23 protein-coding genes and 1 pseudogene are annotated in these 22279 nt (G+C 40.3%); 16 read left to right on the top strand and 8 right to left on the bottom strand.

The features are described 5' to 3' along the window. Positions 1-102 precede the first annotated feature (102 nt). The 5 genes from MTF66_RS02565 to MTF66_RS02545 form a co-directional block, all read right to left on the bottom strand. The gene (locus MTF66_RS02565) at positions 103-630 is read right to left on the bottom strand and encodes a hypothetical protein (RefSeq protein WP_248526261.1); all 528 of its coding nucleotides are present in this window, start codon (positions 628-630) and stop codon (positions 103-105) included. A gap of 127 nt (positions 631-757) precedes the next feature. Then, positions 758-1174 carry a hypothetical protein gene (locus MTF66_RS02560; protein ID WP_152440964.1) on the bottom strand — a complete coding sequence of 139 codons (417 nt, stop codon included), beginning with the start codon at positions 1172-1174 and terminating at the stop codon, positions 758-760. Between the two features lie 134 nt (positions 1175-1308). Next, positions 1309-1746 (bottom strand): hypothetical protein, encoded by a 438-nt coding sequence (locus tag MTF66_RS02555; RefSeq protein ID WP_248526260.1) that lies wholly within the window; start codon positions 1744-1746, stop codon positions 1309-1311. Between the two features lie 695 nt (positions 1747-2441). Then, the gene (locus MTF66_RS02550) at positions 2442-3740 is read right to left on the bottom strand and encodes a PAS domain-containing methyl-accepting chemotaxis protein (protein WP_248526259.1); all 1299 of its coding nucleotides are present in this window, start codon (positions 3738-3740) and stop codon (positions 2442-2444) included. A 462-nt stretch (positions 3741-4202) separates the two neighbouring features. Then, positions 4203-4754 carry a cytochrome b gene (locus tag MTF66_RS02545; RefSeq protein ID WP_248526258.1) on the bottom strand — a complete coding sequence of 184 codons (552 nt, stop codon included), beginning with the start codon at positions 4752-4754 and terminating at the stop codon, positions 4203-4205. A 470-nt stretch (positions 4755-5224) separates the two neighbouring features. Between MTF66_RS02545 and MTF66_RS02540 the strand changes: the two genes are divergently transcribed. From MTF66_RS02540 to MTF66_RS02530, 3 genes are all read left to right on the top strand, one after another. Continuing rightward, entirely contained in the window at positions 5225-5437 is a 213-nt protein-coding gene (locus MTF66_RS02540; RefSeq protein WP_062565838.1) for a DUF2061 domain-containing protein, read from the top strand. Positions 5438-5851: 414 nt separating this feature from the next. Next, positions 5852-6895, top strand: a complete 1044-nt coding sequence (locus MTF66_RS02535; RefSeq protein WP_248526257.1) for a flavin reductase family protein — start codon at positions 5852-5854, stop codon at positions 6893-6895. Beyond that, the gene (locus tag MTF66_RS02530; RefSeq protein WP_248526256.1) at positions 6892-7953 is read left to right on the top strand and encodes an acyl-CoA desaturase; all 1062 of its coding nucleotides are present in this window, start codon (positions 6892-6894) and stop codon (positions 7951-7953) included. Before MTF66_RS02535 ends, MTF66_RS02530 begins: the two co-directional genes overlap by 4 nt. A gap of 29 nt (positions 7954-7982) precedes the next feature. On the opposite strand, the gene MTF66_RS02525 is transcribed toward MTF66_RS02530, so the two are convergent. Further along, positions 7983-8339 carry a helix-turn-helix domain-containing protein gene (locus tag MTF66_RS02525; protein ID WP_054553546.1) on the bottom strand — a complete coding sequence of 119 codons (357 nt, stop codon included), beginning with the start codon at positions 8337-8339 and terminating at the stop codon, positions 7983-7985. A gap of 127 nt (positions 8340-8466) precedes the next feature. Between MTF66_RS02525 and MTF66_RS02520 the strand changes: the two genes are divergently transcribed. From MTF66_RS02520 to MTF66_RS02485, 8 genes and pseudogenes are all read left to right on the top strand, one after another. Further along, positions 8467-9048 (top strand): NAD(P)H-dependent oxidoreductase, encoded by a 582-nt coding sequence (locus MTF66_RS02520; protein ID WP_248526255.1) that lies wholly within the window; start codon positions 8467-8469, stop codon positions 9046-9048. Positions 9049-9057: 9 nt separating this feature from the next. Next, the gene (locus MTF66_RS02515; RefSeq protein ID WP_248526254.1) at positions 9058-9606 is read left to right on the top strand and encodes a redoxin domain-containing protein; all 549 of its coding nucleotides are present in this window, start codon (positions 9058-9060) and stop codon (positions 9604-9606) included. A gap of 9 nt (positions 9607-9615) precedes the next feature. Then, a complete protein-coding gene (locus MTF66_RS02510) occupies positions 9616-9981 on the top strand; it encodes a hypothetical protein (protein ID WP_248526253.1) in 366 nt (121 codons plus the stop codon). 12 nt (positions 9982-9993) lie between these two features. Beyond that, complete coding sequence (locus tag MTF66_RS02505; protein WP_248526252.1) at positions 9994-11196, top strand: low temperature requirement protein A; 1203 nt, start codon at positions 9994-9996, stop codon at positions 11194-11196. A gap of 169 nt (positions 11197-11365) precedes the next feature. After that, positions 11366-12064 carry an LLM class flavin-dependent oxidoreductase gene (locus MTF66_RS02500; RefSeq protein ID WP_248526251.1) on the top strand — a complete coding sequence of 233 codons (699 nt, stop codon included), beginning with the start codon at positions 11366-11368 and terminating at the stop codon, positions 12062-12064. Continuing rightward, entirely contained in the window at positions 12013-12267 is a 255-nt protein-coding gene (locus MTF66_RS02495) for a hypothetical protein (RefSeq protein WP_248526495.1), read from the top strand. Before MTF66_RS02500 ends, MTF66_RS02495 begins: the two co-directional genes overlap by 52 nt. Before the next feature lie 9 nt (positions 12268-12276). Continuing rightward, positions 12277-13083 (top strand): annotated as a pseudogene (dkgB, locus tag MTF66_RS02490) (2,5-didehydrogluconate reductase DkgB); the annotation flags it as partial. Between the two features lie 75 nt (positions 13084-13158). Further along, entirely contained in the window at positions 13159-14028 is an 870-nt protein-coding gene (locus MTF66_RS02485; protein WP_248526488.1) for an alcohol dehydrogenase catalytic domain-containing protein, read from the top strand. Positions 14029-14065: 37 nt separating this feature from the next. On the opposite strand, the gene MTF66_RS02480 is transcribed toward MTF66_RS02485, so the two are convergent. Further along, positions 14066-14920 (bottom strand): DUF417 family protein, encoded by an 855-nt coding sequence (locus MTF66_RS02480; RefSeq protein ID WP_248526250.1) that lies wholly within the window; start codon positions 14918-14920, stop codon positions 14066-14068. Positions 14921-15184: 264 nt separating this feature from the next. On the opposite strand from MTF66_RS02480, the gene MTF66_RS02475 reads away from it, so the two are divergent. From MTF66_RS02475 to MTF66_RS02455, 5 genes are all read left to right on the top strand, one after another. Then, positions 15185-16015 (top strand): AraC family transcriptional regulator, encoded by an 831-nt coding sequence (locus tag MTF66_RS02475; RefSeq protein WP_248526249.1) that lies wholly within the window; start codon positions 15185-15187, stop codon positions 16013-16015. 26 nt (positions 16016-16041) lie between these two features. Further along, a complete protein-coding gene (locus MTF66_RS02470; protein ID WP_248526248.1) occupies positions 16042-16644 on the top strand; it encodes a LysE family translocator in 603 nt (200 codons plus the stop codon). Positions 16645-16706: 62 nt separating this feature from the next. Further along, on the top strand, positions 16707-17414 hold the full coding sequence (locus MTF66_RS02465; protein ID WP_248526247.1) for an AraC family transcriptional regulator: 708 nt from the start codon (positions 16707-16709) through the stop codon (positions 17412-17414). 98 nt (positions 17415-17512) lie between these two features. After that, positions 17513-18433 carry a DMT family transporter gene (locus MTF66_RS02460; protein ID WP_248526246.1) on the top strand — a complete coding sequence of 307 codons (921 nt, stop codon included), beginning with the start codon at positions 17513-17515 and terminating at the stop codon, positions 18431-18433. Position 18434: 1 nt separating this feature from the next. Further along, positions 18435-18848 (top strand): Rrf2 family transcriptional regulator, encoded by a 414-nt coding sequence (locus MTF66_RS02455; RefSeq protein WP_248526245.1) that lies wholly within the window; start codon positions 18435-18437, stop codon positions 18846-18848. Positions 18849-18850: 2 nt separating this feature from the next. On the opposite strand, the gene MTF66_RS02450 is transcribed toward MTF66_RS02455, so the two are convergent. Beyond that, a complete protein-coding gene (locus MTF66_RS02450; protein WP_248526244.1) occupies positions 18851-22159 on the bottom strand; it encodes an EAL domain-containing protein in 3309 nt (1102 codons plus the stop codon). Between the last annotated feature and the right edge of the window lie 120 nt (positions 22160-22279).

Raw genomic sequence — 22279 nt, 5'->3', positions numbered from 1 at the left:
TAACGCCCGCCTAAGAGGCGAAAAATGCTTGGCTAAAATTAGCGAAGAATGAGCGCAAGCCAAGCGTTTTGCGTCCATTTTTTAAGGCGTTTGTTATGCGTATTATTCTCTTGGAATCATTTTTAGAGCATCGTCTCTGGCGTCTTGAGCAACACCACCTAAAAAAGAACTACTTTGAAACGCAAATGATGTTGCATTACCTAAAGCTTGTTTCTCGATTCGCTTTTTAGCCGCATATGTCGGTTTGACTCGTTTATGAACATCAAACCACCATTTATTACTGTGTTTCTTAATTATCTTATTTTTAATGCGATTATATCGTTCTTTGCTATCTGAGCCGTCATACATGACCAAAACACTAGCCCAGATCATTTTTCGATGAATACTCAATGGCTTGTAATCGCGAGCTGCTAATTCAGCGCGTACATCTGGGTGAAGTAACAATGTCCCATCTAATATTTTTCTCTCAATCCACTTTGGCTCTGCCAGATCATAGATTTTAGATTTGTCATCTTTAGAAAGTGTTTTAGTTATGGCTCCCCATCTCTCAAGGTCATCTGTAGCAATTAGATTTTCTATTAATACCGGATGCTCTTGAGACAATTTTTCGAGCACCTCATAATATTTCATACTCCAATCCTTAGATACGCATAACGCCTTACTAATGGGCGCATAAATGCTTGGCTAAAATTAGCGACGAAGGAGCGCAAGCCAAGCGTTTTGCGTCCTTTTGAGTAACTTGTTATAAGCCATTAATTCAATCTAAAGACTCAGAAACAGCTACTTCTGCCTCTATGATAGCTCGATGTGCCTTTAAGCCAACATTACTAGAATAAAAATCTGCAGCAATCTTTAACTCTTCGGCTGTTAATAACGAGAGAAGCTTTGTTCTAAATACAACTTTAGCTGCATTTACATTGATAGGATCAGTCATTATTTTTGAAGGCATAGACTCGATAAAAATTCTTTTTTGATTTTCAGGTAAATCACTCAACGTTTCTGAAAACAATTTTTCAGGACTGATATTTATTTCACCACCAAATGAACTTAAGATTTCTTCCATTCCAAGCGCAACATAGAGTCGTTCGAATTCTTCGTTTGCATCAAGCTTAGGAGGAGTCGAAGAGCATGCGAATAGCGAAAGAGACATTAGCAGTAAAAGAGTTTTTTTCATCATCATCCTTAATTTAGTGCCAAACTAGAGTGGCTTATAACGCCCACATAAGGGGCAGTAACACGTGGGCTAAAATCCGAGCGAAGCGACAGAGCCCACGTGTTACTGTCCCAGCGAGCGGCTTAATGTGCTTGTTAGTTGCCGGTATCACTAAACTTATCGAGATAGTCAGAAATTCTGGGCAATATGTCTACTCGTTTAACAACCTTATCCCGCAAGAAGAACAGCAACTCTTTGGAATTATCAACATAATCAGTAAAACGCCCATCTTTAACTTCTAATTCTAAGTTTGGATAGTGGGTTAACAGTTCTTGTTCGGTTAATCCAATTGGAAAAAAGCCATCTAAACTTACATCCGGTGAATAGACAAAAATTCTTTCCAAGATAAAATTAAAATCAGGATCAAAGTCTATCCTTAGGCCTTGCGCTTTGTATTCCCAAACTTCAGCGCGAATACCGTCTTTACCACCTTCATTTTCGACGATATCAGGTTTACCGAAGAGTTCTAAAGCATCTTCTTTTGTAGCACCGAATTTTAATACATCCAACCCTTCAAGTGGCTCAATTTTCATATGGCAACTAACATGTTTATAGCGAGCTAATCGCGCGTTTTTCTACCACAGCGTAGCTCGTTTTTCTTATTAGATTATTTCTAACAAACTTGTTAACTAATTACCAGTGTTATTAAAATTTAGGAGTTCTCGCTTTACCTCAGGATAAAAACGAGCGATTGGGTCGTTTTTCTGACTATGCAAGCAATATATTTTGACAAAATAGAAAAGCAATTGCGGACGTTCGAAGCCCGCTTTTTTGAGAAATTCGCCAAACACGTCTTGGGGCAATAACAAGTTAGCCTTCATCCAATTACTATAAGTTATGACCTAAAACATACGTATTTGCACAGTTCAAATGAGGAGAATCTGTGTGAAGATATTTTGTTTAGAGCTCGTACTTGGGTTAGTTCAAGTCGGTGTGAATAGTATTTATTTGTTTATTTCACTTGCGATATTTTTGTGGGTTCTTGATTACCCCGAAATTTCTAGACTGGCGTCTGCTAACTTACTCGAAGGCCACAAATTACCACTGACAAGTAGATCTAAGTGAATGTTTGTATTTCCAATCCAATCATAGAGAATCTGTCTTAGCATTCCGAGTTAATTGATAACTACAAAACAAGCTGGCGGCAAAAAACTTAGCAAGACTTTAACCACGCCAAGTTCAAATGAAAAGAAGTAGCACGCTACTTCCCTAATTCGATAACCCTTTACTAAAGATTCGTTTTAAATTGACTGACGGCCTCAACCACTTCTTTAGCACCTTTTTGAATATCATCGATTACACTACCTGCGCTATTAGATAACTCTAATGCATCTTTTGCTTCTACTAGGCTAGATTCAATTTGAGTTACCGCATCTTGTGTTAGTACTTTATTTTCAGTCACGACACCTATTATCTGCTCAGTAGCGGCACTCGTTCTTGAAGCAAGCTGCCTCACTTCATCAGCCACAACAGAGAACCCGCGTCCTTGCTCTCCAGCTCTTGCAGCTTCTATTGCAGCATTGAGAGCAAGAAGATTAGTTTGGTCTGCAATACCTTTAATACTATCGACCAAGTCAGCTACTTTAGCTGATTGTACATCTAATTTATTGATACCTTCACTGGCTGTTTCGAGTTTCTTAGACAGGGCGTTCATCGTTATTATTGTTTGCTTTACAACTTCTAAACCGTTTTCTGCATCTGCGTCTGTTTGCTTTGAAATATCGTAAGCAATCTCTGCAGTCTGTGAGATTGCTTGCTCTCTTTTCATTTGTTCTGTAATGACAGTCGCGAACTTAGCAACTTTATATAAATCACCATTGTCGTCATGAATTGGGTTATATGAGGCTTCAAGCCATACCTCATTACCGTGGCTATCAATCCTTTTAAAACGGTCTGAAATAAAGCGCCCTTGCTTCAGCTCAGACCAAAACTGTTTATAAGCACTCGATTCAACTTCATGTGGGTCACAAAACATACTATGGTGCTTTCCTAGTATTTGATCTTGAGAGTACCCCATGGCTTTCAAAAAGTTATCGTTAGCATTGAGTATTATGCCATCCAGGCTAAATTCAATCACAGCAGAAGAGCGACTGAGAGCAGTAAGCATATCTTCTTTCTCTCTTGATTGAGATATAGTTCTTGTCAGTTCAGCTGAATACACGGCAAGTTCGCCATTTATTGGTTGTAAAATGCTCCTGAGCCACAGTTCACGACCTGTATTAGTTTGTAATTGTAAGGCGCCGTGCCAATGGTTTAACTTATTTATTGCCGAAAGTAATTTTTGTGTGTGGGGTTTATTAATTGATTTTTTTAGGAGCAAATCATTTAAGTTTTTACCAACTAGATCATTCGCTTGAAGGTCTAGCGCTGCTGCAAATCGCTCATTTACTTCAATGATGGTGCTATTTTTGTTCAGTAGAAAATACAACATCTCTTCTTTGAGATCATGCTTTATATTTTCGTATTCAGCAGCCTGCTCTTTTAAATAAATATTTTCGGATAACAGTTTGCGATTAGTAAACCACATTAGGTATGTTCCTTTGGATTATGAACTCAAGATTTGAGTAATTTTTATCATCATACAAATATAATTGGTTATTAATAGTACACTAAGATGAATGGGTACAAAGAGAGGTTAAAAACCAGGACGTTAACTCAGAACTCCAAACTTTGTTTTAAACAACACTTTCACACAAGTATAGTTCCGTACCTTATTGACCTAGCGTGATTTACTCGCGCGTTGATAATCTCTGATGAATTGAGGTTTTGATGGACTCATGCGTTTCCAAGTTAGTGTTTGACCCAACACTAACTTGGCTTGCGTGATGGTAACGAATGGTTAGTAACACAGATAAGTTTCATTGCTGTGTTACGAAATACTTAAAGTGAAAATCGAGAAAAAAATGAGTAGCCTCGTTGCGTCATGAGCAAGCCCTGATAAATCCTAGTATGGGATTTCAAGGCTTATCTATGGTGACCTAACTAAACTTTACTTTTTTAAAGGCAACATACGTTTTAAGGTATTATCAGCCAAAATGTAATGATGGAATAATGCAGCTGCGGCGTGCAAGCCTATTAAGTAATAACCTACTTCACCGACAGTCTCGTGTATTTCTTTGATAGTTTTAGCAAGATCTTTATTTTCACTTGCTAATGGAGGTAGCTCTAAGCCAAAAAATGGCACGGGTTTACCAGCCATACTCAATATCAGCCAACCTGCTATTGGCATTGAAATCATGAAGACATAGAGCGCTAGGTGCACAAGTTTGGCTAATGTATTTTGCCACTTTGCAGGCTCAGGTTTTATTGCAGGAGTTGAGCCTGCCAGCACACGCACCACTAACCTTACAACTACTAGAGCTAAAACAGATAAACCCAACATAAAATGCCACATTTTAAAAGCATCGCGTGTTTCCGTGCCTTTATCAAATAACTCTCGCAATTCAATACTGCCAAAAACAGTGACGATTAGAATAAACATAAGCCAGTGCAATAATATCGAGAACGAACTGTAATGAGTCGTTGTATTTTTAATCTTCATAGTGCCCCTTTCGTAAAACGCGTTGAGATAGTGCTAAATTTATACGTAATATAGACTCACAATTACGCTATCCTCTGAGCGCTCTTGCTGTAATGATCTAAAACAAAAAATGAGCTATCTTAAATTATCTTGTTTACTTATTAGCGAAACTTTACTGTACTTGTTTAAACTTAAAATAAACTTAAGTAATTTGATTAAATAAGCTTTCTACTCCTTAATTACCCTAAAGCCTCGCCATGCATTATCGATGGCAATACGCAGTTTATTGCCCCAACTGAAATGCATATTTACGAAACTCTCACCATCTACTTCTATTTGAATTCGTAGACTTTGAAATAAAACTTTCTGAACATTACTGTGAAAACCATAATCCAGTTTTTCGATTGCAATAATCCTTTTATTCTATTTTAAAGATGGAAAAGAATGAGCAATACTAAACTCATCAAATTATGAGAGTTAGGGTATTCAAAATGATTAAGACAGTTACTTTTGCAATGATGCACTTCGCAATCGCTTTTACAGTGACTTACTTTTTAACAGGTAGTTTTTTAATTGGTGGCTTGGTTGCTATTGTTGAGCCAGCTGTAAACACTGTTGCGTTTTACTTTCACGAAAAAGTGTGGCGTAAAGTTGAAACTCAGAATAACTTTAAACAAGATTCAGATGGGATAATGTTTGCATAAGAATTAACTAGATTGAATTGGCTCACAAACCAACGAATATCCCCATAATACACCTCGAACTGTAAATTAAGCTCTGCCACTAGAGCCGGTGACAGAGCTACAGATTAAAAAGGCTAAATCTGTTTTTAATTATTAGCCGAAATTAACGAGCCCTTTTAATACTTCTTGTAAAAGAGCTCAAAACTCCCTTCCCTAGATGCATGGCAATTAAAACTAAACAAAATAAACATATAACCTTGAATTAAATAAAAAAAAGAAAATTAATCCATTCTTTTTTCATTAAATATAACCCCCTAATAGCAAGGTCAAGCCCTTTCAATTTAGAGCTAATACTCAAATTAGGCTTGCAATTATCATCTTTCAGCTTACACTTGTGCGCCAAATGAGCGTACACCTGTAAGCTAAAGGCGAAAAATGAGAGCGTTATTAAATTCATTATCAAAACATTTATTGCATCATCAGTCATGGGCAGGATACTGGGAGCCGGTGGTTCAGTGCTTTAAACCAGGCTGGCGCGAAGGCTACTTTCGTGCACAAGTAAAACATGTACAGGTGTTTGCTGAACAAAGCGTTGAGTTGATAATTGAGCCAGAAAAAACATGGCCAGTTCATCAAGCAGGCCAGCACATTGCGTTAACAATCCAAACGAATGGTCGACTGCTAACGCGTGTATTTACCATCGCAAGCGAACCACAATTGGCAAGGCAGCAGCGACAAATTCGTTTATTGATCCGCAGCCAAGAGTTCGGCGCATTTACATCAAAGCTAATAAATTTGAGGCCAGGGCAATGGCTTAATATTTCTGAGCCTAAAGGCCAGTTTATTATGCCAAATACCGCGCGCTCTTTAATCATGCTTGCCGGTGGCTCAGGCATTACGCCATTTATAGCCATGCTTAAATCTTTACCTGCAGATAGCAAACACACTATAACCCTGCTTTACTATGCAAAGCCGAACAGCCACTGGATTAAAGATGAGCTTGAGCAACTAAAGCAATCACTGAGCAATTTTGATTATCACTTACTTGAGCGCAACAACGATGGCGATGCGACGACATGGCTGACAACAAATGCGCATAAACACTGGTTAGTCTGCGGCCCAGCTGCTTTGTATAAGCAAGCAGCCGCTTTAGCTAAGCAATTAGATACGCCTATCGACAGTGAGCATTTCAGTGCAGTCCCTGCTGTTTTAGCAACCTCTGATAAGCACGAATTAACACTCACTCATCAGGGCAAAACATTCACTATTGATAACCAACAAACCTTACTGTCCCACTTACAAGCGAATGAACAGCCGGTGTCAGTTGGCTGTGGTATGGGAATTTGCCATCAATGCCAATGCGTTAAAAAGCAAGGCATCGTGCGTGATATTCGTACTGGTGAGCTCTCTGATAGCTCAGAGCAATTAATTCAACTTTGCATATCGCAACCTGTCAGTGACGTGGAGTTATCAGCATGAACACAACAAAAACAGTCAATTTTGAAAAATTAGCAGCTCAACTCGATAGCGTTAAAGCAGATGTAAAATCAAAACTCGGTGAGCAAGATGTAAAATACATTCGCCGCGTTATTGTTTGCCAGCGAGTGCTTGAATGGAGTGGCCGAGTTTTATTAATGCTAGGCTTTATTCAGCCTGTTTTATGGCTCGTGGGCGTGCTTAGTTTAGCCACAGCAAAAATCCTCGATAACATGGAAATTGGCCACAATGTGATGCATGGCCAATACGACTGGATGAATGATAAATACATAAATTCAAAGTCTTACGAGTGGGATATAGCGTGCGATGGGGCTAGCTGGAACCGTGTTCACAACTACGAGCACCACACCTATACCAATATTATTGGTAAAGATCGCGACTTCGGTTATGGATTACTGCGCTTATCGAATGACTTTCGTTGGCGGGTGAAAAACCTGTGGCAATTTGTTACTTACCTATTACTCAGTGTGCTGTTCCAATGGGGAGTGTCGTACCATGAAATGGCAGCCGAGCGGGTGTTTTTTGGCAAGAAAAAAGATGACCGAGATTACACGGTATCGCACAGCGAACTGAAAAAGCGCTTTTTTAGTAAGGGTGCACGCCAGCTAGTGAAAGACTACCTGCTCTTTCCACTGATTGCTGGGCCTTTATTCTTGTGGGTTTTAACGGGTAACCTTGCGGCTAATTTATTACGTAACCTATGGACCTCAACCATTATCTTTTGCGGGCACTTTACCGGTGAAGTTGAAACATTTAACCAGCAAGACTGCGAAAATGAATCACAAGGTCAGTGGTATTACCGCCAAGCGTTAGGCTCATCAAATATCAAAGGGGGTAACCTGTTTCATGTAATGACTGGGCACTTGAGCTATCAAATAGAGCATCACTTATTCCCAGATTTACCTGCAAAACGCTACCGCGAAATTGCCCCTAAGGTGCAAGCTATCTTTAAAGAGCACGGTATCCACTACAATACCGGCGGCTTCTTTCGCCAGTACTTCTCTGTTGTAAAACGGATTGTGCGCTACTCTTTTCCGTAATTAATAAACGCTAGTGTATAGCGCTGGCGTTAAATCTCATTCGATTCAGACCAAACCCGTAACTCATCGAGTATATGCAGTGCTGAGCGGCCAAAGTCAGTTAGCTCATAGGTCACTGCTATCGGGCGCGTGCTAATAACATGACGGGTGATCATCGCTCTACTTTCAAGCTCTTTTAGACGCTGGTCTATCATCTTTTTGCTTGCACCACCCAGCATGCGCGTTAAATCATTAAAGCGCACAGGGCCATCTTTTAAATGATAGATAATAGAGCCCGTCCATTTACCGCCAATCAAACGCATGCCTTTTTCAATAGCACACGGCTCCATGCAAGCATTTAAAACTTTTTTTCTTCCCTTACTGTCTGTTTCTACTGAACTTTCCAAAACAACCTCGCATTTTTCAGCCTAGTTACAAAAAGGTGACTGGTTGATTAAATAATCTAGGTTACTATTATATACCACAGAATATATTTTGAACACGATAAAGTAATTAGTAATTGGATACTCAACTATGAAAAACGTATTAATTCTTAACGCGCATCACTATTACCCTTTTTCTGAAGGTAAGTTAAATGCTGCTTTAATCGAAAAAGCCGACGCTTTTTTTCAAGCAAAAGGCTATCAAACTCGTGTGGTTAATACACAAGACGAATTTGATGTAGAAACTGAACTTGAGAACCATCAATGGGCAGATATCGTCTTTTTGCAATCACCAATTAATTGGATGGGCATGACTTGGTCATTCAAAAAATACATGGATGAAGTGTACACAGCGGGCATGGGTGGAGCACTTTGCCATGGTGATGGTCGCCATCAAGACAATCCAAAAGCCAATTACGGTAAAGGCGGCACCTTGACTAACACTCAATACATGATGTCGCTGACATTGAATGCGCCCGCAGAATCATTTGCAGATGCCACTGACTTTTTTGAAGGTAAAAGTGTTGATGACCTTGTTTTCCCAATGCATATGAACTTTAAGTTTTTCGGTATGCAAGGGTTACCTACTTTCGCCTGTTATGACGTGATGAAAAATGCAGACATCGACAGCGACTTTGCGCGCTTTGAAAAACACTTAAACGATAACTTTTAAGGAACACTCATGAGTAACGAATCTGTTTATAGCAATAAACTCCATCCGGGCAGTGCATTTCCTAGTATTAGTGCTGCACTTTTGAATGGTGAAGAGGCTGCTCTTGGTCAACCTCAACACGGTGCAAGCTGGCAGCTTGTGGTTGTTTATCGTGGTAAGCATTGCCCTTTATGTACTCGCTATTTAAACAGCCTAGAGCAGTACAAAGCTGCGCTATTAGAAACGGGTGTTGATGTAATTGCTGTTTCAGGTGATAGCAAAGAGCAGTTAGAAGCACATTTAGAGCAGTTATCTGTGTCATTTCCACTTGCTTACGGTTTGACTACAGAGCAAATGCAAGCATTAGGTACTTACATATCTGATCCCCGTTCACCGCAAGAAACGGATCACCCTTTCGCAGAGCCTGCACTGTTTGTGGTTAACGAGCAAGGTAATGTACATGTGGTTGATTATTCTAATAACCCATTTGTAAGACCTGATTTAGCAACCTTGATAAGTGGGCTTAATTGGATACGCGATCCAAAAAATAACTACCCAATTCGCGGTATGCATAAGTAGAGAGTAGCCATGAGCAAATTTACAACTTTGCTGATTGGCTTGGTGAGCATAATAATGTGCTCACCACATGCCTTTTCAGCACAACTCCCCCATGCACATATTGCTTCACCTCATCACTATGAAGTATTGCTAGATAACAGTGAAGTACTTGTTTTGCGTATGACTTTAGCACCTGGTGAGCAAGATAATTGGCATAAGCATAATGCTGAAACTGTCTACTTTGAAACAGGTGGTAAGGCAACCATCAGTACAAAAGAGTCACAAACAACTCTTGAGATCCCCAATGGCTATGTGATGTGGCATGACGCATGGACTCACCAAGTCAAAAATGAAGGTGAAACCACCATCACTGCAATTATTGTTGAGAGCAAATAGGTAGGAGCAATTATGGCATTAGAAAACCACCCTATGTGGCGCTTACCTAAGCATCACCTAGATTTAAAAAGTTCACATGACCATGTTCATTGGGTTGAATTGTTTTATGACCTTATTCATGTGGTAATCATTTTTCTACTAGGTAATTTTTTAAGCGACCACTTACATTTAAGTGGTTTTCTTACTTTTGCAGGTTTATTCATCACCGTATGGTTCGCGTGGGCTGACTCCAGCGTTTTTAACTCACTCTATGTCAGTACCGATGTAAAACATCGGCTGATCATGGCCTGCCAAATTGTCACCGCCATGGTTATGGCAGCCTCTATTCCCCATGTACTTGACAAAGGCTGGACATATTTTGCATTGGCCTATGCCGCAAACCGACTTATTACAGCGTATTTATTTCATCGCACCAATCAATTGGGGATCGAATCAACAAAATTAGCACGCAGTGTGAGCCGTAACTACTTTGCTCTTGCCATTACCTTTGCGACCACAGCTTTTATGCCTGCACCCTATAGTTATTGGGTATTTGGCACTGCGATTGCCGCAATCCAAATTTTATATATGGCTCCAAAAATTGGTGTACTTGAAAATAAACGTTTTTTACCACGCCTTGGGCATATGTCTGAGCGCTTTGCCCTTTTACTGCTCATTGTCGTAGGCGAAGGTTTCTTTAAATTGGTGATTACTTTATCAGAAAAAGGAATTTATAAAGTCGATCCCTCTGTACTGGCTAACTTTATGTTTGGTGGTATTGCTGTATTTGTGCAATGCTGGATTTACTTTGACTTTGTTGGCAATGGTAAACCCAAAAATCAACACAAATGGACACTCGTAAGTTGGTGGTTAGCTCACTTATTTTTAATGTTATGTGCGGTTATGGTTGGCGTTGCACTCGCTGGCGAAGTGAAAGCTGGGTTCTGGCAACCCTACCCACTTAAATATGGTGTCATTGGCTGCGTAGGGTTAGCAGGCTACTTATTGAGTTTATTGTGGATCCAGTTAATGATCGAACATCGTGTAGCGCATCGTTTTGCAACAGCTAAAGTAAGAATGTTTGGCGTCATACTCGCTTTGGTTACTATTCCTATTTTACCCCATGTACCTTCGCTCATTGGCAACTTACTTTGGGGCACTGCACTGATTTCACAAATTGCCTACCCAGTCACTCGCGCATACTTTACCCTTTCAAAAGAAGAAGCTAATTCATAACAATTAAAACACCTTTGCAAAAACGACAAAGGTGTTTTGTTATCCTTGCTGTTTTTCGCAAATAAATTTAGCGCCACAATACCCTCATTACTTAATCATAAATCACTTTCAGGGCCGCATTAAATTGTTAAGTATTGCTTAGCTATGTCCCTTAAAGTTTGGAGTCATAATGAGTTTTGATAAATTAGCGCAAAAACCATTCTCAATTGGGGTTGAACTTCCACTTGATAATGATTGGGCACATTTCAATCAACAATCAAATCAATCATTTGGGATCCCTAATTTAGCTAACCATGAATCACGTGTTCAACTCGCTGATGAGCTTAGCTATGTTGCGGCATGGGTTCGCGACGTGCCGATTTATGACCCTCAATTTGGTGATGCTGCCCAAGTTTATGAAACTTTCAGCTACCTTGGCTACTTAGCAGCTAAAACCAAGAATATATTACTTGGCACCGCAGCGGTTGTATTGCCATTACGCCAACCTTGGCTTGTTAAAAAGGCAGCAAATACTGTGCAAGCGCTAAGTAATGATCGGCTAATTTTAGGTGTTGCCAGTGGTGATAGACCTATTGAATATCCTTTATTCGATATTGATTTTGCAAGCCGTGGTGAGCAACTACGTGAATCTGTTTCGCTACTTAAAGGCGCATCTAAGCGACCTTTAGAAGCGGGTCAAAAGCTACTACCTGAAGTGAAAAATTTCCCACTTTATGTAGCAGGTCTTGCTCAGCAAAGCCCTCAATGGGTTGGCGAGAACATGGACGGCTGGCTTGCTTACCCAGGCACACCAATGATCATCAAAAGCGTGTCGCCTTGTGGCGAGATGTCGCAGGTAATAAGCCGTACGTTAGTTTTATCCATTTAAATTTATTAGATGACCCTGATGCACCTATAAAACGTCACCGTTTTGGGGTTGAAACAGGCGTCAACGGACTCATCTCAGAACTAAAGGCAATGAGAAATGCCGGTGTGAATCACATTGGCCTGCACTTTAGACGTAACGAATTACCCATCGAATGGGCATTAAAGCACATCGGCGAACATGTTTTGCCCAAGTTCCATAATTAAGGAGTTATGATGTCACAATCAATTATGCCAAAACTGGGTTTTGGTACATTTAGATTACAAGACGAAGTTGCATATCAAAGTGTGCTAACAGCTATTGAAGAGGGCTTTAGACATATCGACACCGCGCAAATTTACGGTAATGAAGAAGCTGTTGGCCGAGCGATTAAAGACAGTGGTGTTGCACGTGGTGAGTTATTTATTACCACCAAAGTATGGAATGATAAGTTAAATAAAACGGACTTTATTAACAGCGTAAAAGAGAGCCTGACTAAACTACAGCTAGATCACGTCGACTTACTGCTTATTCATTGGCCAAGCCCAGCCAATGGCGAAAGCATGGATGAGTATTTAACCGAGTTACAATCAGCAAAAGAGCTTGGTTTAACGAAAGAAATTGGTGTTTCAAACTTTACCATTGCACAAATGGAAGAAGCCTTAAGTATTTTGCCAAAAGGCGCGTTATTTACCAATCAAGTTGAAGTTCACCCCTACCTAACCAACCAAAAAGTACGTGATTTTTGTGCGCAAAACGACATTCTCGTTACCGGCTATATGCCATTTGCGGTAGGTAAAGTACTTAAAGATCCAACCATTAAAGCGATTGCAGACAAACACCAAGTGAGCACCGCTGAAGTAGTCATTGCTTGGGAATTAGCTCATGACATGGTGACGATACCGTCATCGACCAAACGCGAAAATATGGCTACCAACTTAAAAGCCCTTTCGCTTAGCTTAAGCCAAGACGAGATTAATCAAATTGATGCCCTTAGTTGCGGCGACAGGCAAGCAAACCCGGATTTTTCTCCTGACTGGGATCATGATGAAGTAAACACAACTCACGCTTGGCAATTTCAAGGTGCTGATAAAGCACTCGCTTTGGGATTAAAAGCTGTGCCAGCACTTAAAGCAGGGCAAATTTTAGTCCGAAATCTAGCTGTTGGTATCAATCCAGTTGATTGGAAGTTTATTCAAGCTGATCCTATTAATTGGACAGATACACACACTCCAGGTGTAGATGGTGCTGGGGTTATTGAGCTGGTAGGCGATGGTGTCGATAGCAAACTAATCGGTAAAACAGTCGCTTATCATCATAGTTTGAGTGAAAACGGTAGCTTTGCTAAACACACAGTACTTTATGCAGAGCGTGTTATGCAGGTGCCAAAAGGGTTAGCTGCCAATGTTGCTGCGGCATTACCTTGCCCACTGCTTACTGCATGGCAAGCTTTTAGTAAAATACCATTACGCAAAGACGAAAAAGTATTAGTAACCGGCATGGGCGCTGTTAATAAACTGCTGACGCAAATGCTGAACCACAGTGGCTTTGAAGTTCATGCATTATCAAAAAGCTTAACTTCAGAGCAAGCCGAAAAGCTTGGCGTTAAGTTAGTATTACGCGACGCGCCTTCTGAGGGTGGCTACTTTGCACTCTTTGATGCTAACGGCCCTGAAGAAGCTAAAAAGTTAGTGCCACTCCTACAAGCAAATGGTCATGTGATAAGTATTTTAGGACGTATTGAAACCCCAGTCGATGAGCCATTCACACGCACTATTTCTTATCATGAAATTGCCCTTGGCGCATTACACGATTATGGTGATACACAGCAGTGGCAACGTCTTGTAAATGATGGCGAAAAGCTCCTTAATGACATTGCTTCGGGTACTTTAAATGTTGAAGAACCCACTGACTTTGAATTTAACAATCTCAACGATGCCCTTGAGTTTTCTAAAGTTCAAAAGCAAAAAGCCGTTGTAGTTATTTAATTGTTATGGTGAAGGCCTCTTTTGAGGCCTTTTTATTTTATTCTGCTGTTTCTTTAGGTGTATTGTTGAATACAGCTAGATGATAAATAATCACTAAATTCGCTATAAACCATAGATCTTTAATTACAAACTGACCTAATCGCTCAAACACTGTAACGCTGCTAAGCGCATTAGGTGCGGTAATTAAAAAAGTTTGGGTCATAATAAATACCGAGCAACAGGCTAGTCCTGCAAGTAAAATAAGTTTCGCATGTCTGATATACAAGCCAACACCTAACAGCGCCACACTCAAAATATCAAATACGCCAATCGCATTTGATGCCCCTTGCACGCTAAAAACAATATACAACCAAGACATAAACGGTGAAGATTCAACAAGGCTAACAATCGCATTTGCTTCAAAAGCAAAAAACTTCATGGCGCCAATCCAAACCAACACTAATGCCACCGATGCATAATTTAAAGCAATATGCGCTTTATCACTTAAAGCCTCTTTGTAAAACACAAATAAAAACAGTGGAATAACAGCAAAATACTTAATGATCCCCTGCCCAGAACCAATCACAGGAAAGCCTCCTTCACTTGCAAGCCAACGATTAGCGCCAAACAGCGTAATCAAACAGAGCATTGATATAGCAAATGCAGTGATGCTCGGAAGCGCTCTATTGATAAACCCCAAATGTGAATGAAGGCTGGTAATGCCAACAAAGCAAAATGCAAAGCCTGCGATCATACTCATGATGTGAGCTGGCACCTGAGCGTCTAATTTATAGAACGAAAAAATACTGCCAATGGCATTGGGGTTTGCTCCCAAGATAAAAGACAAACCCAATAACGAAAAACTGATGGTGATAAGTGCAATCACTAAATTATTTGATGTACGTAAATTCATTTAAAACCCTCTCTACTGCTTGTTTAAAAGACCTCAGGAAGGGATAAAAACATTCACACTAAAATAAAATATAAGAAAATTCTGATAGTCATTTTTTATAAGACATTGAAAAATTATGAAAAGAGTCGACACTGCTTGATTTTATTTAGGCAAAAATAAATGTCTTTTATTCAATATCAGCAATTTTGTTCAAGTTTTTAGGTTGCCTGCTTCGCTATATTGGCGTAGGAATAATAACGAAGCGCACAACTTTCAGGAGCACCTGTGAGCAAAGACAATCACTTTAAGTACATCAACAACGAACAGCATCAGAGCATCTCGATGTTGACTGCGACTATGAGTGATTTTACGTATGCAAAGCATGCTCACGAAGAGTATTCAATTGGCATTACTCTACAGGGGCGGCAAGATTTCTTTTGTCGTAATGCGTTTTATAAAAGCGTACCTGGCAATGTTATTTTGTTTAACCCTGAAGATATTCACGATGGTCACTCTGGCACTGAGCAAAACCTAGAGTATCTAATGCTGTATATTCATCCCGATGAATTTCAGCCTTTGTTCAAAGCGCTAGGGTATCAGCAAGATTGCACATTACGTATGGCAAACACCTTGTATGCTGATCCATTACTGCGTAATCAAGTGATTCACTTATCAAGGCTTTTACAAACAGGTTGCACGAGCAAAATAGAGCGAGAAGCTGCAGTATTGCAGATGGCGCAATCTTTAGTAAGGCTCAACGGTAGCCTTGATTTGCCGGCTTTAAGTACCCGAGTTGATAGCTTACTTCTGCGAGCAAAAGACTACATTTTGGCAAATATCGACAATGACATTTCTATTGATGACATTGCCCATACTGCCACTATGTCGAAGTTTCATTTTATCCGCCGCTTTCGCGAGCACTTCGGTATTACTCCACATCAATATGTTTTGAACTGTCGTATTAATTATGCCCGTAGAGCGTTACAAGTTGGCCGCGATGCCACCAGCGTTGCGGTTGAATCTGGCTTTGCAGACGCCAGTCACCTCAATCGTAATTTCAAGCGAGTATTCGGTATGACACCAAAACAATTTCAACTGCAATGGGCTCGAAGATAGAGCTAAATTACTGATTTGGAGCTGTTATGGCAGATATTTTTGCATATGCTATTGGCATTATGTACACCCCTGGGCCAATCAATTTACTCGGCTTAAGTAGTGGCCTAAATAAACAAACTCGTTCACACCTTGGATTTTTTATTGGCGTGGGTAGCGCGATGTTTATCTTATTTGTGCTACTTGGCTACCTTGGCTTACAAGTTATCAATCCGCAGTTTTTGCCTTATGTGAGCTTAATTGGTTGCGGCTATATTCTGTATATTGCTTGGAAGGTCGCCAAAGCAAAAGTACAGGTAAATGATGCATCAGCTGATGCATCATTAAGCTTTTTCGATGGCCTATTCATGCAGCTTTTAAATCCAAAAGCCTTGGTGGCTACTTTACCTATTGCTACGATTCAGTTCCCAAGCGTGGATATTACCGGCGCTGCAATCGTATTTTGGTCTTTTATTTTAGCCATTCTTGCCTTTGGTGCTCCTACAAGTTACTCGTTAGCGGGCTTAATGCTTGGCAAACAAGTATCACGGCCGGGTATTTTTAATGTGTTTAATAAGCTGATGGCTATTTTGTTGGTTTATGTCGCGCTAATGATTGCCTACGAGCATGTGCTGACACCGTTACTTGCCTAAAATTGATCACCCCTCGCAAACAGGCATAATAGCCTTATTCAGCAAACGGTTATCGCAAAATTATGCAAGGCAATCTATCTATTCGCTCTTACAGTACTAAGCCTGTTAGTCATAGCCATGACTATCATCAACTTGTACTGCCCTTAAAAGGTGTGATAGCCATTAGTGTGGGTGATTTTCAAGGTAAAGTCGCCCCCGGTGAATGCGTGGTTGTCAAAGCATCGCAAACACATCTTTTTACTGCAATGCCAGAGGCGCGATTTGTGGTGGCCGATATGCCAAAGCTACCTGATAATCTGGCCACTGCTGAGCGCTGCGTGTTTGCAATTAATCAATCACTTTGGGCATTTTTGCAGTTTGTGGCAAAGCAACTTGAGCAAGCGGTTAATAATGAGTTAGAACTTGCCATGTTTAACACCTTCAATTTGCTGCTAGCTGAGCAAATTATGCAGCCTAAGGTCGACAGCCGAATTAGCGAGGCGCTGCTTTATATTGACAGTCACATAAGCACTCCTCTTCAAATCAAACACCTTGCCAGCATTGCCTGTTTAAGCCCTACGCAATTTAAGCTGCTGTTTAAGCAACAAACCGGATTGACTGTCATGAACTATGTAACCAAACAGCGAATGGAAAAAGCCCAAGCCTTACTCAGTCATACCGACTATCCGTTACAACGTATTAGTGAGTTAGTTGGTTACAATGAGCTTTCATCTTTTAGCCGCAGTTTTTCAAAGTACTTTGGTTTATCACCAAGTAAATTCAAAAAATAACTTTAGTTTTTAACGCCAACAAAACCGTCCTTTTTGTCAAAAATTGCACATCAATTTTCATTATGCTTTTGATATCTTAAATTTAAAACGAATCATCAATGAACCATACCATCGCGACCATTGCCGTTTTAGTTGCCAGTGTGTTTTGGGGCACAACTGGCACGGCCGCAAGTTTTGCACCAGACATTAGCCCTTTTGCAATAGGTGCGTTTGCGATGGGATTTGGCGGGGTATTACTTTGCCTAAACTCACTAACTCAGCTAATAAACAATGCAAGTACACTGCGTAAGCATTACCCTCTAACCCTACTAGGCTCAGCCTGCGTGGCTATTTATCCGCTAGCATTTTATACCTCTATGAATAGTGCCGGCGTAGCAATTGGCACTGTTGTTTCGATTGCCAGCGCCCCTTTATTTACCGTCTTATTGGAATACTTAATTGAGAAAAAACCTATTGCAACTCGCTGGCTAGTCAGCTTTTGCTTTGGTGCAGTAGGCATTGGCTTAATCGCGTTAGGCAAAGACTCACACTCTGCAGCTAAGGGGCTGTTTAGCCAAAACATCGGCATTTTACTTGGCTTAATTGCAGGGCTTACCTATGCGGGCTATTCATGGGTTGCCAAACGTTTAATTAGCCACGGCGTTCATTCAAGAGCGACTATGGCAAGCCTATTTGGCGGCGCTGCATGTGTACTCTTGCCTTCGTTATTGATCACTGGAGATACGCTTTTTGCCACAGTTACCAATACCAGCGTGGCGCTTTACATGGCCATAGTACCGATGTTTTTAGGTTATTGGCTATTTAGTATTGGCTTAAAAACCATAGCGGCTAGCCAAGCCGTGCTCATTACTTTACTTGAGCCTATTATCGCCACCGTACTGGCTATTGTGATTTTAAATGAGCAATTTCAGCAAATTGGCTGGCTTGGAATTGGTTTAGTGAGCGTTAGTTTGGTAATTCAAACGGTCAATATTAAGCAGTTCGTGATACACTGCAAAAAACGCATATTGACGATTTGAGATGAGAAAAGACAGCCGACTATCACGGGTTTTACATGTGCTGATCCATTTAAACAGTTACAGCCACCCTGTTACATCAGAGACATTAGCAAACATGTTAATGACCAACCCTGTGGTCGTGCGCCGTACAATGGCGTTACTGCGTCAAGCAGGTTATGTATCGGCAATCAAAGGTCACAATGGCGGCTGGCTACTGGCCACTCCCTTAACTGACATCACTTTATTTGATATTCACCAAGCGCTTGGCGAAAAGAACCTGTTTGTAATTGGTCTAACCGATGAGCACAGCAACTGCCCTATCGAGCATGCAGTGAACAGCGCCCTGCAAAATGCGATGGATGAAGCAGAAGCACTGTTATTAAAACGTTTTGCTGAAGTGTCGCTTGCAGAGCTTGCCAGTCAATTTAAAAAGTAGGCTTACCTTGAAAAACTTGGTGACTTCACAAACTCATACAACACTGTAATTGGCAGGGGTTTACTGAAGTAATAGCCTTGCACTTGAGAGCATTCTAGCTCTTTAAGTATGTTCAGCTGCTGCTCGCTTTCAACGCCTTCAGCAATTGACTCCATATTTAACGCGCTGGCTAAATCAATCATGGCTTTAACAATTGCTTTGTCAGCCTCGCTGGGGTTTTCTAAATCATCAATAAATGATTTGTCTATTTTGAGCTTATCAAGAGCAAAGTCTTTTAAGTAATTCATTGATGAGTAGCCTGTGCCAAAGTCATCAATCGACATTTTAAAACCGGCTTCACGCAGTTTTGCAATCGTACTTAAAGCAAACTGAGGGTTACCAATGGCAATTGTTTCCGTTAATTCAAGTTCAATACATTCAGGCTCAATAGAGTAAGTTTGTAATACAGAGATTAAATCGCCAAGCAGCTGCTTTTTAACAAACTTCGTTGCCGATAGATTTATTGCAAAGGTCATTGCTGGCATGTTGTCATCTTGCCACTGACGAATTGTTTTAACGGTATTTTCGAATACCCAGTCATCAATTTCGCTAATGCGGCCACTGTATTCAGCAATGGGAATAAACTCAGCAGGTGATACATTGCCTAATGTTTCGCTGTGCCAACGTAATAATACTTCAACAGCCACCACAGCACCTGAGGCAATATCAATTTGTGGCTGAAAGACTAAATAAAGCTCATTATTTTCAAGGGCATAATTAAGGGCATTGATGATTTGTAATTGCCTAAGCCCAGATTTATTCATTTCTTCGGCGTAGAATAACGCATTGTTTCTGCCTTGCCTTTTAACCTCAAACATCGCTGACTCGGCCATCTGCAATAGCAGCTCAAACTCTTTACCATCAATTGGAAACAGGGAGACCCCGACCGATGCTGTAACAACAATAAGTTCATCATTAATCGCCAGCGGCTCACTGATCACTTTTAATAAATCGTGAGTACTTTTATTTATGGCGCCGGTGGTAGTATAGGGCGTGATAAATGCAAAGCGGTCGCCTTGTAGCCGGGCAACCATAATCTGCTCACCCATAAAGTTACAAATTCGCGCACTCAAGCTTTGTAATACAAGGTTGCAACTTGCCATACCCAATGCTTTATTGAGAATTTTAAAGTTGTCTAAACCAATTAAAATAAAGGCTGCTTTTGCATCAGCTTGAAGCTTAATGGTTTGTTCAAATTCCATCTGCAACTTGTCTTGGTTTGCAAGCCCAGTTAGCTGATCAAAATAAGAAAGTTGATGTATAAGGGTCTCACTTTCGACTTCTTTGGTCACATCATGCTGAAACGAAATGTAGTTACTCACCTTCCCTTGCTGATCCTTTAATGGGTAAATAGTAGTTTGCTCAACAATCACCTTACCGTGCTTGGTCATGTTAACCAAAGCACCCACCCAGGCTTTTCGATTTTTTAAGTGCTCCCACATTGTTTGATAAACAGCTGGTTCAGTTTGACCGGCACTGATTTTATGCGGGCTCTGACCTATTAGTTCATCATACTCGTACTGACACATATCGAGGTAAGCACGATTCATATACTCAATTTTTGCATCTGTATTGGTAAACATAATGGGATGTGGATTTTGCTCAACCGCTTGAGACAATATGTGCATGCGTTTGTTTAGAGTAATTTTATGAAACCATTGCCACACTGACTCGGCCCAAACTGTTAGCATGTTTTTATCTTGCACACTAAACACCTTAGTTTGATGCTGTAAAATAATGGCCATATGGCACTGACTATGGCGTATCACGGGCACCACTAACAATGAGTTAGAGTCGCCAGATAACCCGTATTCTTTCGCATGTTTTCGGTTAACAATGACTGCTTGCCCAGCCGCAATTTTGCCTTGTAACTTTTCAGTGCACACATCAAAAACATTACCTTTCTGGGCGCGATAATCATGTTGCTTTTGTTCGTTACAAATAAACAAGGCTGCGCCATCGCAATTGGTAATTTCGAGGGCTTGATTAACAGCATAATTCAACAACACATCTTGATCGTCTTGAAATGAAATTTCGGTTAGTTGTAATAAACCCCGATTAAATTTACTTTGTTGAGCAAGTGCCGCCATACGCCCAACTTTATCTGACACATCGCGGGCGTTCACTAAATACGTTGGTCCATCATTATCGTGTTCGAACAAGGTTATCGAAAATTCAAAATGAATAACCCAACCATTTACGCTAATGGGTAAGGTATTAACCAAACAAACAGCTGGTTTTTTTGCCTCCATTAGCGTGCGCATAAAATCTTGCGCATCAGATTTTTCAAACATACTACTAATATTTTGCCCAACCATCGCTTTAGTAAACACATGGCTATCGGAGTTATCACTGAAGACTTGACGAAAAGTACCGTCTTTTTCTAGCTCAAAAACAGAGTCTGGCAGTGCGGTGAGTGTTGCTTTTAACTGATTAGAGGAGTTATCTAGTGCTGCATACGGTTTAGTGACGGTTTCAACAAAGAGGATTTTATACAGTAAAAAGTAGGTGAGCCCTTTATATACATGCCCAAAAAAATTAAAGGTGTTAGTGGTGTGCGACGCATCATTAAACACCACAAAACAGGCCTCACTTAAAATAGCTAAAAGGCAAACTAATGTTTTACCTGCAATATTTAAATTTGTTCTGGGCTTACGAAGTTGTGTCGCAAACATCAAAACAGCGGCACTGTAAAGCGCTAAAACAAGTAGATCAATTAAAAACTTAATATGGCTATCACCGACTCCTTCTATGTATATGTCTGGCAGTAAACCTGGAAAATAAAAAAGAGAGCTTGCAATAAACAAACTAAAAAGCAGTAAAGAGGTAAGTAAGGCACGCGCATTTAACGGTTTATATTTAACCCAAATCCCTGCTGCAATAATTAAAAAAGCAGCTCCATTAAATAACCGAGCAATGAGCCAAAAACTTAACACCAAGTTCATGTCTGCATTGCCTTCATGCATGCTGTCATAAGCTAAAAAGTGCAATGAATCAAAAATGGCAACGCACAACATGGTGCAAGAAAGTAATAAAAGTTTGTAGTTATTAGAGAAGTGCCAGGTATTCCAACCAATTGCAAAAATTAAAAACGAGATCACAACTGAGAACAATTCGACGCTCGTATGCATTGCTACATAAAAAGGAATAGCAGCAATAAGCCCTAATCGCTCAAGTAGTAAGACAATAGCCAGCAGCAATACCCCTACCGCAACATAAGGTACTGTGTTTAAAAGCTCTTTATGATGTGATGGATGAACAACGTATTTCACTATAGTTTTTGACTATGTTTAATTAATACCCTTAGAAAAAAGGATAGTAAAAATAGCTAGTAACGACAGTGAAATACCAAAAAAGGTGAGTTCAACGCGCTAAGTATGACTTAGCGCACC

It is taken from the genome of Pseudoalteromonas sp. 2CM39R (assembly GCF_023161845.1).
Note: the sequence above shows the minus strand (reverse complement) of the source record. Positions and strands in the feature narration are given on the sequence as shown.

Excerpts from the sequence above, each read along its gene's own strand:
- MTF66_RS02465 (WP_248526247.1), top strand. The coding sequence starts at position 16,707 with ATGCAAGGCAATCTATCTATTCGCTCTTACAGTACTAAGCCTGTTAGT.
- MTF66_RS02505 (WP_248526252.1), top strand. The coding sequence starts at position 9,994 with ATGGCATTAGAAAACCACCCTATGTGGCGCTTACCTAAGCATCACCTA.
- MTF66_RS02515 (WP_248526254.1), top strand. The coding sequence starts at position 9,058 with ATGAGTAACGAATCTGTTTATAGCAATAAACTCCATCCGGGCAGTGCA.
- MTF66_RS02555 (WP_248526260.1), bottom strand. The coding sequence starts at position 1,746 with ATGAAAATTGAGCCACTTGAAGGGTTGGATGTATTAAAATTCGGTGCT.
- MTF66_RS02470 (WP_248526248.1), top strand. The coding sequence starts at position 16,042 with ATGGCAGATATTTTTGCATATGCTATTGGCATTATGTACACCCCTGGG.
- MTF66_RS02545 (WP_248526258.1), bottom strand. The coding sequence starts at position 4,754 with ATGAAGATTAAAAATACAACGACTCATTACAGTTCGTTCTCGATATTA.
- MTF66_RS02565 (WP_248526261.1), bottom strand. The coding sequence starts at position 630 with ATGAAATATTATGAGGTGCTCGAAAAATTGTCTCAAGAGCATCCGGTA.
- MTF66_RS02540 (WP_062565838.1), top strand. The coding sequence starts at position 5,225 with ATGATTAAGACAGTTACTTTTGCAATGATGCACTTCGCAATCGCTTTT.
- MTF66_RS02520 (WP_248526255.1), top strand. The coding sequence starts at position 8,467 with ATGAAAAACGTATTAATTCTTAACGCGCATCACTATTACCCTTTTTCT.
- MTF66_RS02510 (WP_248526253.1), top strand. The coding sequence starts at position 9,616 with ATGAGCAAATTTACAACTTTGCTGATTGGCTTGGTGAGCATAATAATG.
- MTF66_RS02460 (WP_248526246.1), top strand. The coding sequence starts at position 17,513 with ATGAACCATACCATCGCGACCATTGCCGTTTTAGTTGCCAGTGTGTTT.
- MTF66_RS02455 (WP_248526245.1), top strand. The coding sequence starts at position 18,435 with ATGAGAAAAGACAGCCGACTATCACGGGTTTTACATGTGCTGATCCAT.
- MTF66_RS02480 (WP_248526250.1), bottom strand. The coding sequence starts at position 14,920 with ATGAATTTACGTACATCAAATAATTTAGTGATTGCACTTATCACCATC.
- MTF66_RS02550 (WP_248526259.1), bottom strand. The coding sequence starts at position 3,740 with ATGTGGTTTACTAATCGCAAACTGTTATCCGAAAATATTTATTTAAAA.
- MTF66_RS02535 (WP_248526257.1), top strand. The coding sequence starts at position 5,852 with ATGAGAGCGTTATTAAATTCATTATCAAAACATTTATTGCATCATCAG.
- MTF66_RS02500 (WP_248526251.1), top strand. The coding sequence starts at position 11,366 with ATGAGTTTTGATAAATTAGCGCAAAAACCATTCTCAATTGGGGTTGAA.
- MTF66_RS02530 (WP_248526256.1), top strand. The coding sequence starts at position 6,892 with ATGAACACAACAAAAACAGTCAATTTTGAAAAATTAGCAGCTCAACTC.
- MTF66_RS02560 (WP_152440964.1), bottom strand. The coding sequence starts at position 1,174 with ATGAAAAAAACTCTTTTACTGCTAATGTCTCTTTCGCTATTCGCATGC.